Annotated in this window: 9 protein-coding genes; 1 reads left to right on the forward strand and 8 read right to left on the reverse strand. The window is 61.2% G+C overall.

The annotated features are described in order from the left end of the window. Position 1 precedes the first annotated feature (1 nt). From CK228_RS28390 to CK228_RS28425, 8 genes are all read right to left on the reverse strand, one after another. Positions 2–2281, reverse strand: a complete 2280-nt coding sequence (locus CK228_RS28390) for a cation-translocating P-type ATPase (protein WP_063169220.1) — start codon at positions 2279–2281, stop codon at positions 2–4. Then, the gene (locus tag CK228_RS28395; protein WP_063169221.1) at positions 2278–2775 is read right to left on the reverse strand and encodes a FixH family protein; all 498 of its coding nucleotides are present in this window, start codon (positions 2773–2775) and stop codon (positions 2278–2280) included. The genes CK228_RS28390 and CK228_RS28395 overlap by 4 nt, the downstream gene beginning before the upstream one ends. Continuing rightward, positions 2772–4331: a cytochrome c oxidase accessory protein CcoG gene (gene ccoG, locus CK228_RS28400; protein ID WP_063169222.1), complete on the reverse strand. Its 1560-nt coding sequence runs from the start codon at positions 4329–4331 to the stop codon at positions 2772–2774. Before ccoG ends, CK228_RS28395 begins: the two co-directional genes overlap by 4 nt. Before the next feature lie 167 nt (positions 4332–4498). Continuing rightward, positions 4499–5362, reverse strand: coding sequence for a cytochrome-c oxidase, cbb3-type subunit III (gene ccoP / locus CK228_RS28405; protein WP_063169223.1), 864 nt, complete (start codon positions 5360–5362; stop codon positions 4499–4501). Positions 5363–5364: 2 nt separating this feature from the next. Beyond that, the gene (locus CK228_RS28410) at positions 5365–5514 is read right to left on the reverse strand and encodes a cbb3-type cytochrome c oxidase subunit 3 (RefSeq protein ID WP_024502864.1); all 150 of its coding nucleotides are present in this window, start codon (positions 5512–5514) and stop codon (positions 5365–5367) included. An 11-nt stretch (positions 5515–5525) separates the two neighbouring features. Then, positions 5526–6257 carry a cytochrome-c oxidase, cbb3-type subunit II gene (gene ccoO / locus CK228_RS28415; RefSeq protein WP_063169224.1) on the reverse strand — a complete coding sequence of 244 codons (732 nt, stop codon included), beginning with the start codon at positions 6255–6257 and terminating at the stop codon, positions 5526–5528. Continuing rightward, entirely contained in the window at positions 6257–7876 is a 1620-nt protein-coding gene (gene ccoN / locus CK228_RS28420; RefSeq protein ID WP_063169225.1) for a cytochrome-c oxidase, cbb3-type subunit I, read from the reverse strand. Before ccoN ends, ccoO begins: the two co-directional genes overlap by 1 nt. 494 nt (positions 7877–8370) lie before the next feature. Beyond that, positions 8371–9114, reverse strand: a complete 744-nt coding sequence (locus tag CK228_RS28425) for a Crp/Fnr family transcriptional regulator (RefSeq protein WP_024502861.1) — start codon at positions 9112–9114, stop codon at positions 8371–8373. A gap of 152 nt (positions 9115–9266) precedes the next feature. Between CK228_RS28425 and hemN the strand changes: the two genes are divergently transcribed. Then, on the forward strand, positions 9267–10616 hold the full coding sequence (gene hemN, locus CK228_RS28430; RefSeq protein ID WP_063169226.1) for an oxygen-independent coproporphyrinogen III oxidase: 1350 nt from the start codon (positions 9267–9269) through the stop codon (positions 10614–10616). Positions 10617–10830 lie beyond the last annotated feature (214 nt).

Here is a 10830-nt window from a genome sequence, read left to right on the forward strand (position 1 = left end):
ATTATGCCGAATAGCTGACTGCGGAGCGTCCGACTTTTTGAATAACTTGCAGCGTCGCATTCGCCCCGAAGCCGTGCAAGCGCAATGCGTTTCCAATAACAAGCACCGATGAGGCAGACATGGCAATCGCCGCTAACAAAGGCGTGGCGTGGCCCAGGATGGCGATCGGCACGGCGACGGCATTGTAGACGATCGCAATCGCGATGTTCTGGCGGATCAGGTGTCCCGCCTTGCGCGAGACGTCCAGCGCGAGAGGCACTGCCAGAAGGCTTTCGCGCAGGAATACGAAGTCGGCGGCATTGCGGCCAATGTCGGCGGCGGTGGCCGGAGCGATCGAGACATGCGCCGCGCTCAGCGCCGGCGTGTCGTTGAGGCCGTCGCCAACCATCAGAACCTTGTGTCCGTCTTTCGCCAGGGTCTCGATGCGCTCGACCTTGCCCGACGGCAGCAGGCACGGAACGAAGTCCTCGACACCCAGCATTCTTGCAACTTCACCGCAGGCACCTGCGGTATCGCCCGACAGCATTTGCATCGACACCCCAGTATCGTTCAATCGCTTGATCGCCGCCGCCGCGTCGGCGCGCAGCGCATCCTCGAAATCGAAGGTCGCGACAATGAACCCGTCTTTTGTCAGCACCGTTCCGCCATAGCCATGGTTGCCTTCACCACCGGTCCGGGCCTTCCATCCAGCCCATCCGCGTCGACCCAGCCGCCAGATGCTTCCGGCGACAGTGGCTTCGATCCCGAACCCCGGATGCTCTGTGACGGCATCGAATTTGTGTTGCCCGCCAGGAGCGGCAAAGCCGGTTATGGCCTTTGAAAACGGGTGACGCGAGTGCGCGGCCATGTCTGCCGCGATTGCCAGCATGGCCGGATCGATCGACGATGCATTGAGGAGCCGGGGTTGTCCGAGCGTGAGCGTTCCGGTCTTGTCGAACACTGCGTTATCAATCGTCGCCAGGCGCTCCATGGCCGAACCGTCCTTGACCATGATGCCGTTCTCGAACAGACGCCGCGCGGCGACCACCTGAACGATCGGTACGGCGAGGCCGAGCGCGCACGGGCAGGTGATGATCAGAACGGCAATGGCGATCGTCATCGCCCGGTGCCAGTCGCCCGTCGCCGCCATCCAACCCAGGAATGTCACGAAGGCGGTGAGATGAACCACGGGCGCGTAGAGTGCCGACACGCGATCAGCGATGCGGCGATAGTGCGCGCGACCGCCCTCTGCGGCTTCCATCAGCCGAACCATTTCGGCGAGGAACGAATCCTTCGCGGCGGCGGTCGCCTCGATCGTCAGCGGGCCGGTAAGATTGAGCACGCCGGCCTGCACGGCTTCGCCCGGCGCCACGTTTTTCGGCGCGCTTTCGCCTGAGGCCAGCGAGCAGTCGAGATCAGACGCTCCGTGGATGATCTTGCCGTCGACGGGGATCCTTTCACCGGCCGCGATCAGCAGCTGCATCCCCGGTTCGATCTCGCCAACCGGCAGATAGTCGCGCGCGCCATCGCCGCGCAGCACCATGGCGCCGCGTGCGGCCAGCTGCGACAGGCCTTTCACCGCGGTGCGGGCACGTTCGCGCATCACGTGATCCAGCGTCCTGCCGATCAAAAGGAAAAAAAGCAGCGAAACCGACGCGTCGAAATAGGCGTGGTCGCCATGGTTGATCGTCTCATAGAGGCTCATGGCGTAAGCGAGCGACACTCCGACCGCGATCGGCACGTCCATGTTCATGCGGCCGTGGCGCAGTGCATTCCAGGCCGAGCGGAAGAAGATGCCGCCGGCGAAGGCGAGCGCTGGGATGGCGATCAATGCGGAGACCCAGTGAAACAGGTCGCGGGTAGCCCCTTCGGCCCCGGACCAGACAGAGACCGAAAGCAGCATGATATTGCCCGCCGCGAACCCGGCAACCGCGACGGCGCGGATCAACTCCGAAAGCGTCCTGTCCTTTTCATCAATCTCGGGGGCGAAGAGATGCGCCTGGTAGCCGAGCCGTCCAAGCGCGGCGACGAACGGTGGAACCTCGTCGCCACGCCAGCGGACCGAGACCCGTTTCGTCGACAGGTTGACGCGGGCGCTCTCGACGCGATCGAGCGTTCCCAACGCCGTCTCGATCGTCTGGATACAAGCTGCGCAATGAACGCTCGGCACCGAAAGATCGGTTTGGCGGAGATCATCTCCAAGCGATCGGCTCGCCAGCCTGATCTCTTGACTAGACGGCAGGACCGACGTGGTGCTGCCCAGATCAAGCGCCATTTCGGCGCCCGGTGCACAACAACTCATTTCAGCGCTCCATGGGAAATCATGATCCTGCGGACTTCGCGGTAGGGCTCGGCCAGACCGGCGTCAGCGTCGACTTCGACGATCCAGACGCCATCCTTCGGCATGTGCTGGGCTGCGAATTCCTGGCCGGAGGCGAGGGCGAGGTTGACCGCCTTGTCCTCTTTCTCGTAGGCGGGATGGCGAAACAGCACCTTGACGCCATGCAAGGCAATCGGCTTGCCGACGGCGTCGGTAAGGCTATAGCGGACCTCGCCCCATGCGATGGTCAGCTTGCCGGTCCAGCCGAGCGCTGCCTGCGCCCGCCCCTCCTCGGCCTTCTTGTTGAACTGCTGGCTCGCCACATAGGTGTTTTCGACGACAAGGCCGGTCCAGCTCGTGTTGGCGAGCGTTGCCATCGTCAGATTGACCGCGATGACCACCCCGAAAAAGGCTAGGATGATGGCCAGCATGTGCCTGCCGGTGAATACGCGGGGTTTTTCAGCGTTAGCGGTCATCTGGCAGTCTCCGGCGCGTTGAAGGTGGCGGTGTATTCGTCCGCCTCGAAGCTCGCCTTGTCCTCGACACGGAACTTGAAGGTCTGCGCTGTGCCCTGGATTTGATCCGCCGGCTGGCGCACGAAGACCTTCAGCATTTTCAGGCGGTCGGGTTCGACCGGAATGGCAAAAGAACGGCCTTCCGGGATGTCGTCGCCGACCACGCTCATCTCGGCGCCCTGCAAGCCTTGAATCGCGACAACGATCGTCCTTGGCTCGGGGATCATGTTGAGCAGCTTGACGGTGTAGCCGTTGCGGATCGAGCCGTCGGACAGCGTGACAAATTGCGGATTGCGATCATGCAGCACGTTGACTTCGAGCCGATCGCGCGTCAGCAGCGAATAGAGCAGACCCAGGCCGATCAGCGACCAGATACCCATGTAGACGTAGGTGCGTGGCCGAAAGATCTTGCGGATATGGAAATGCGCCACCTTGTCGGAGAACAGGCCATCAGCGGTCCTGACCTGCGACGGGTTGACTGAACTGGAGCCGCCCGCGGTCGCCAGCATCATGTTGGCGTTGTAGTCGGACAGTGTCGCATAGGAGATCAGCCCGCGCTCCTTGCCGAGCTTGTCCATGACCCCGTCGCAGGCGTCTATGCACAGCGCGCAGGTGATGCATTCCATCTGCTGGCCATCGCGGATGTCGATCCCCATCGGGCAGACCGCGACGCAGGCATTGCAGTCGACGCAGTCACCGACCGGCAGCCCTGCGGCAAGGACCTTCTTGGCGTGGCGAGAACGCGGTTCGCCGCGCCAGTCATTGTAGGTGACGGTGAGAGAACTTTCGTCGAGCATCGCTGCCTGGATGCGCGGCCATGGGCACATGTAGGTGCAGACCTGCTCGCGCATCAGACCGCCGAACGTGTAGGTGGTAGCCGTCAGCACGGCGACAGTGATGTAGGCGACGGGTGGCGCGGTGCCGGTGAAGAGTTCGCCAACCAGCGTCGGCGCATCGGCAAAATAGAAAATCCAGGCGCCGCCGGTCGCCGCACCGATGACCAGCCAGACGGCGTGCTTCGATAAGCGCAGCATCAGCTTGCGGGCGGTCCAGGGGCCTGCATCGAGTTTCATGCGAGCGTTACGGTCGCCCTCTATCGCACGTTCGACGACGAGGAACAGATCGACCCACACCGTCTGAGGGCATGCATAGCCGCACCAGGCACGGCCGACAGTCGAGGTGATCAGGAAAAGACCGACGCCCGCCATGACCAGGAGGCCGGCCACATAGAAGAATTCCTGGGGCCATATCTCGATGAAGAAGAAGTAGAAGCGCCGGTTCGCGAGATCGAGCAGGACTGCCTGGTCCGGGGCAAATGGACCGCGAGCCCAAGGCAGCCACGCAGCCAGGTAATAGATGCCAAGTGTGATCGTCATCACCAGCCATTTGAAGCGACGAAAGTTGCCCGAGGCGCGCTTCGGAAAGATCTTTTGACGCGCGGCATAAAGCGGCTTGCGGGTTTTGGCGGAATTGACAGTTTCTGTTTCGAGCCCTGTCAACTGCGTCTTGTCACGCATGTGCAACTCCACTTTCCCAGCCAATGTCAGGGGCACCTGTCGTAAAGCCTCGCCGTAGGATAGCCTTGCCGGGTTGTGCAGATCGCATTAGGGATGGTGTCGAGGCCCGGCTCACGCCGGGCCTCGTCCGCTTGGCAGGGGGGACCGAAGAATAGGACCTTCCATTCCTATTCTCCGCCGCCAAGCGAATGGACATAAACTGCAAGTTCCTTGACCTTGATCTCGCCGAGACGGCCAACCCAGGCCGGCATGACGCCCTGTTTTGGCGCACGGACCTGTGCGGCGATGGCTGTCTCACCGGATCCATAGAGCCAGATCGCATCGGTCAGGTCGGGGGCGCCGAATTCCCTGTTGCCTTTTGCATTGTCGCCGTGACAGGCCACGCAATTCTCGGCAAAGACCTTGGCGCCGGGTTGGATCAGACTTGCATCGCGGACCTTGCCGGAAAGGCTGGCCACGTAGGCGCTGACTTGTGCGATCTGGTCGGCGGTAATGATGTCGCCGAAGGCCGGCATTTCCGACAGGCGCGTGTCCGGATCGGATGCGAAGCGGATGCCGTGCGTAATCGTCTGCTGGATCTGCTCGGCCTTGCCGCCCCACAGCCAGTCGTCGTCGTTGAGATTGGGAAAGCCCTTGGAACCCTGGGCGCCGGAGCCATGACATTGTACGCAATTGACCTTGAAAGCGGCGCCACCGGCGGCGATTGCGAATTCGCGCAGGCCGTCGTCCGCGGCGATTTCCGAGACGCTCTTGGACTCCACCGCCGAGATATATTTGCCCTTGGCGGCCTCAGCCGCGGTCAGCTCGTTCCTGACCTCGTTGCGGCTGGAATAGCCGAGCACACCCGTTGTCGCCGAGTGCAACAGAGGCCATGCTGGATAGGCAATGGTGTAGCCTATCGCCCAGACAATGGTGACGTAAAAAGTGATAACCCACCATCTGGGAAGCGGGTTGTTCAGCTCCCGGATACCATCCCATTCGTGGCCGGTGGTCGAGACGCCAGAGATTTCATCGATATGCTCGTCGCTCATGATCACTCGTCCTCGAGCGGAATGCGGGCCGCTTCGTCGGCCAGCCTTCGGCTGCCGGGGCGTAGGGCAAAGGCGATGCACCCCACGAAGAACAGCGCCATCGCAACCAGGCCCCAGCTGTCGGCAAACGCCCGCATCAAATTGTAGGTCATCAGCGTTCTCCTCAGCGGTAGCCGGCGGCTTCGTCGTAATTTTTGAAGTCGACCAGTGTGCCAAGCATCTGCAGGTAGGCGAGCAGGGCATCCATTTCGGTGACCTGTTGCGGGTTGCCGTCGAAGTCGCCGATCTTGGCTTTTGGGTAACGCGCCTCAAGGCCTGATGTGTCGGCATTGGGATCGGCCTGCGCCGCCAGATCCGCATTGGCGTGGGCGATCATGTCATCGGTGTAAGGGACGGCTACAAGCCTGTTGGCGACCAGATGCGTCGAGAAATCCTTCACGTCGATCGGCGTGTCTTTCAGGAACCCATAGCTCGGCATGATCGATTCCGGCACCACCGAGCGCGGGTCGGTAAGATGCGCGACATGCCATGCATTCGAGTAGCGGTCGCCAACTCTGGCGAGATCCGGCCCGGTGCGCTTCGATCCCCACTGGAAGGGGTGATCGTACATGGACTCGGCAGCCAGGCTGTAGTGGCCATAGCGCTCAACTTCGTCGCGGAACGGCCTGATCATCTGGCTATGACAGAGGTAGCAGCCCTCGCGCATATAGATGTTGCGCCCGACAAGTTCGAGCGGCGAATAGGGGCGCATGCCTTCCACCTTCTCGATCGTGTTGTCGAGATAGAAGAGAGGCGCGATCTCGACGATGCCGCCGACCGTCACCACGAGCAGCGAGCCAACGAGAAGAAGCGTGGCGTTCTTCTCGATGATTGCGTGTTTGTCCATCAAGCCCATTACCTGGCTCCTGATCGCGCAGGTCGGATGGCGACGGGGCTCGGCATCGGCTCCTCCTCGCGCTGGTGGCCGAGGATGGTCCTGGTGATGTTCCAGGCCATGATCAGGGCGCCGGAGAGGTACATGGCGCCGCCGATGGCGCGCAGGACATAGTAGGGGTGCATGGCGGCGACGGTTTCGGCGAAGGAGTAGACCAGGAAGCCCTGCTCGCCATATTCGCGCCACATCAGGCCCTGCATGATGCCGGACACCCACATCACCGCGGCGTAGACGACGATCCCGAGTGTCGCCAGCCAGAAGTGCCAGGTGACGAGCCTCAGCGAGTAGAGCCGTTGACGGTTCCAGAGCTTCGGGACCATGTAGTAGATCGCGCCGAACGAGATCATGCCGACCCAGCCGAGCGCACCCGAATGGACGTGCCCGATGGTCCAGTCGGTATAATGCGACAGCGAATTGACCGCCCGGATCGCCATGATGGGGCCTTCGAAGGTCGACATGCCATAGAAGGCGACGGCCATCACCATCATGCGGATGATCGGATCGGTGCGCAGCTTGTCCCAGGCGCCGGACAGCGTCATCAGGCCGTTGATCATGCCGCCCCAGGACGGCATCCACAGCATGATCGAGAACACCATGCCGAGCGTCTGCGCCCAATCGGGCAAGGCGGTGTAGTGCAGGTGATGCGGCCCGGCCCAGATGTAGAGAAAGATGATAGCCCAGAAATGGACGATCGACAGCCGGTACGAATAGACTGGCCGGTTCGCCTGCTTGGGCACGAAATAATACATCATGCCGAGGAAGCCGGCGGTGAGAAAGAAGCCGACCGCGTTGTGGCCGTACCACCATTGCGTCAAGGCGTCCTGGACCCCTGAAAAGGCGGAGTAGCTCTTGGAGCCCGGGAACGAGACTGGTATGGACAGGTTGTTGACCACATGCAGCATCGCGATGGTCACGATGAACGACAGGTAGAACCAGTTGGCCACGTAGATATGCGGTTCCTTGCGCTTCAGGATCGTGCCAAGGAACAGAATGAGGTAGGCGACCCAGACGATGGTCAGCCAGACATCCACATACCATTCGGGTTCGGCGTACTCGCGGCCCTCGGTGATGCCGAGCAGGTAGCCGGTCGCGGCCATGACGATGAACAGCTGGTAGCCCCAGAAGACGAACCAGGCGAGATCACGGCCGAAGAGGCGCGCGCGGCAGGTGCGCTGCACGACATACAGAGACGTGCAAAGCAGCGCGTTGCCGCCGAAGGCGAAAACGACACCGGATGTGTGCAACGGCCGCAAACGACCGAAATTGAACCAGGGCTGGATGTTGAGATCGGGGTAGGCGAGCTGCAGCGCGATCACCACGCCGACCAGCATGCCGACGACACCCCAGAACACGGTGGCGATCGCGCCGTAGCGGATCGGACCATCCATGTAAGCGGATGGGTCAATCGGAGCTGCTGGCCTGAACTCCGTGTTGCGCAACAGGATCGCAGTGAAACCAGCCACTGCGAAGAACAACACCCACATGTGTCGGCGGAAAGGTTCATCCACGCCGAAGCCGGCGGCCACCAGGGCCGCAAAAGCGAACACGCTTAGAAGGACGATCTCTGTGCCGAATTTCATTGCAGATCCCGATCTCGAATCTGGTGGATGCCAAATCCGCAGCGCACTAATCGCGCAGCCGCCGCCCCCTCGCCCTGATCTATGTCAGGCCGCACGATTTTGTGCGGCGCAATCAGCAGGTGGCGAATGAACGAGGAACGCAGCGCGGGCTCACTCCCTCATGGAAGGCGTTCCCTGGGTTGGGCGGGCGCAGACGCGATCGCTGAGGCGAAAGCTGAGGCTCTGCGCGCGTTGGATGCTATTGCCGATGCCCTGCCAAACGTTGTTCGGATCCCATTGGAAACGAACGCGATCGTTCCGCCGAGCCGTGGCAGATTAAGGACCATGCTTCGCCGGTATGTGCCGAAACACACCTGGCGATTGGTCACGTTCCTATCAAAGCCCGAAAGCTGTTTGTCTCGACAACCGTGACGCCGCTTCGTCGAAGGCGCGGCGACATCGCATTAAAAGGCAAACACGGCCCGCCCCGGAGTCATGCGACATGGCCTCGCCGCTTAGGGCCGCTCGCGTCCGCCGCCACAGCGCTTCTCCAGACGGCTTATGCTGTCCACCGTCACATGGCGTGCGTTCTCAATCCGAATCACCCCGTCAGCCCGCAATCGCGTCAGTTGGCGGCTCACGGTCTCGCTGGTGATTCCAAGGAAATCAGACATTTCGGCACGCGTCAGCGGCAGATCGAAGGAGGCCGACCCGGAAGCCGCATCGAGACTGGAATCGATATTCCGGGCCATCATGAGGAGAAAAGTCGCCACCTTTTCCGGAGCTGTCTTGCGCCCCAGCGTCACCATCCACTCGCGCGCCTCATCGAGTTCATTCAGCGTCTGTTTGAGCAGGCGATGCTCGAATTCCCGTGACGCCTTCATCATCCGTTCGACGGCCGCTCGCGGAAACGAACACAGCGTGACTGCTGTTGCCGCTTCCGCATTGATCGAGCTTTCCTCCTTGAAAGGACGTCCCAGAAAATCCGGTGCAAACTGGAGACCGACGATCTGCTGGCGCCCATCCGACAGGCTCTTTGATAGCTTTACCACGCCTGAAAGCACGTTGGAGTAGCTGTCGACGTTCTGTGCCTCGCCGGTCAACTCCATTCCTGACTCGATCCGGCGACGCGAGCAAGTCTTGGCGAGCCCAACCAAATTGTCTGGATCGAGCGCACCGCAGACACCGCGACGCCGTGCCTCGCAAGGGAAGCAAAGAACAGGAATGCCGGAACTATGAATGTCTTGCCGAAAGGTCATGCGTTCGCCTTACCCGATCCTAACTGCCGGCAGGATACCCATCCAGGGTAGAGAAATCCTGCGGCGGTTTGTCCATGAGCGCGGCTGATCGAGATCAGGGTCTGCTTCAGCGATGCGTGCAGTGTTCCGGCGGGCAACACGGTGAACGCGAGATGCAATCGGAAATAGCTGTCAAACTCAGCGAGAACGTCCCACGCTACACCAGCTATCCGACGGCGCCGCATTTCCATTCGGGGATCGATGCTGCCATTTACCGTGGCTGGTTGGAGACGCTGGAAAGCGGCGACGAAATCTCGCTGTACCTGCACATTCCTTACTGCGACAAGCTCTGCTGGTTCTGCGCCTGCCACACCAAGCAGACGCACCAATATGAGCCGGTGGCCGCTTATCTGCGCTCGCTGAATGCCGAAATCGTCACGATTGCCGGTCTGGTGAGCGGCAAGGCACATGTCCGTGCAATCCACTTCGGTGGCGGTTCGCCAACTATTCTGAGGCCCGATGATATGGTTGCTCTTGGAGCGGCCTTGCGGGACAGCTTCGACCTTCTCCCGGATGCTACGGTCAGCATCGAAATCGAAACCAACGACATGGACAAGGCGCGCCTTGATGCACTTGCTCAAATCGGCGTAACGCGGGCGAGCCTCGGCGTGCAGGATTTCGATCCGCAAGTGCAAAAAGCAATTAATCGTGAGCAGAGTTTTTTGCAGACCAAGGCAGTCGTCGACGGGGTTCGTTCGCGGGGCGTCGAATCGGTCAATCTGGACCTGCTCTACGGGCTCCCGAATCAGACACGCGAGACGATCTGTTCCACGGTGGCGCAGGCACTGACCTTGGAGCCAGACCGGATGGCCCTGTTCGGCTACGCACATGTGCCCTGGTTCAAGAAGCATCAGACGATGATCGACGAGGCATGGCTGCCGAGTCCCACTGAGCGTTTCGCCCAATCTCAACTCGCGGCGCGGGCAATTGTCGCCAAGGGATATGAGGCAATAGGACTCGATCATTTCGCGAAGCCCGACGATGCGCTGGCCATAGCGGCCCGCGCAGGGGTTTTGCATCGCAATTTTCAGGGCTACACTGAGGATCGCTGCCCGACACTGATCGGACTTGGCCCTTCGTCCATCGGTCGTTTTCGCCAAGGCTACGTGCAGAACATGGCTTCGACTGCCGGGTACGGGCGCATGGTTGCGGATGGCGGGTTGGCTGCCGTCCGCGGCGTTGCCCTTTCCGACGACGATCGCGTCCGTGGCTGGATCATCGAGCGGCTGATGTGTGATTTTGCCTTCTCGGCAGTCGACCTGGTGGAGCGGTTCGGCAAAGCCGGCGAGCAGCTCCTTCATCGCTCGAGGTCCATCGCACTCCACGATCCTGCCCGAGCGCTTGAATTCGATGGTGACAGTTTCCTCGTACGGACTGAAAGTCGCCCCTTCATTCGAACCATCGCGGCCAAGTTCGATACATATTTCAAAGGGGGAACGGCGAGGCACTCGGTGGCGGTCTGAGCAAAGCACAGTGCGCTCGCCGTTTGGTCGATCGGCGAACCAGCTGCGTTCGTTTTGACCGCTCATAGGCGACTACCGCATCAAATCGTCGACCGTGAACAATCCGAGCCCTAAGCGGCGACCGGCTTCGGCCGGATTTGAAGCAGGGCAATCAAGAGCGACAAAAACCCCTTCAGCCACCTGAGCAGGAGGGAGAAGTTGTAGCCGGCGGCGG

The sequence above is a fragment of the Mesorhizobium sp. WSM4312 genome (assembly GCF_002294875.1).
Classification (GTDB): Bacteria; Pseudomonadota; Alphaproteobacteria; order Rhizobiales; family Rhizobiaceae; genus Mesorhizobium.

Excerpts from the sequence above, each read along its gene's own strand:
- CK228_RS28390 (WP_063169220.1), bottom strand. The coding sequence starts at position 2,281 with ATGAGTTGTTGTGCACCGGGCGCCGAAATGGCGCTTGATCTGGGCAGC.
- CK228_RS28395 (WP_063169221.1), bottom strand. The coding sequence starts at position 2,775 with ATGACCGCTAACGCTGAAAAACCCCGCGTATTCACCGGCAGGCACATG.
- ccoG (WP_063169222.1), bottom strand. The coding sequence starts at position 4,331 with ATGCGTGACAAGACGCAGTTGACAGGGCTCGAAACAGAAACTGTCAAT.
- ccoP (WP_063169223.1), bottom strand. The coding sequence starts at position 5,362 with ATGAGCGACGAGCATATCGATGAAATCTCTGGCGTCTCGACCACCGGC.
- CK228_RS28410 (WP_024502864.1), bottom strand. The coding sequence starts at position 5,514 with ATGACCTACAATTTGATGCGGGCGTTTGCCGACAGCTGGGGCCTGGTT.
- ccoO (WP_063169224.1), bottom strand. The coding sequence starts at position 6,257 with ATGGGCTTGATGGACAAACACGCAATCATCGAGAAGAACGCCACGCTT.
- ccoN (WP_063169225.1), bottom strand. The coding sequence starts at position 7,876 with ATGAAATTCGGCACAGAGATCGTCCTTCTAAGCGTGTTCGCTTTTGCG.
- CK228_RS28425 (WP_024502861.1), bottom strand. The coding sequence starts at position 9,114 with ATGACCTTTCGGCAAGACATTCATAGTTCCGGCATTCCTGTTCTTTGC.
- hemN (WP_063169226.1), top strand. The coding sequence starts at position 9,267 with ATGCAATCGGAAATAGCTGTCAAACTCAGCGAGAACGTCCCACGCTAC.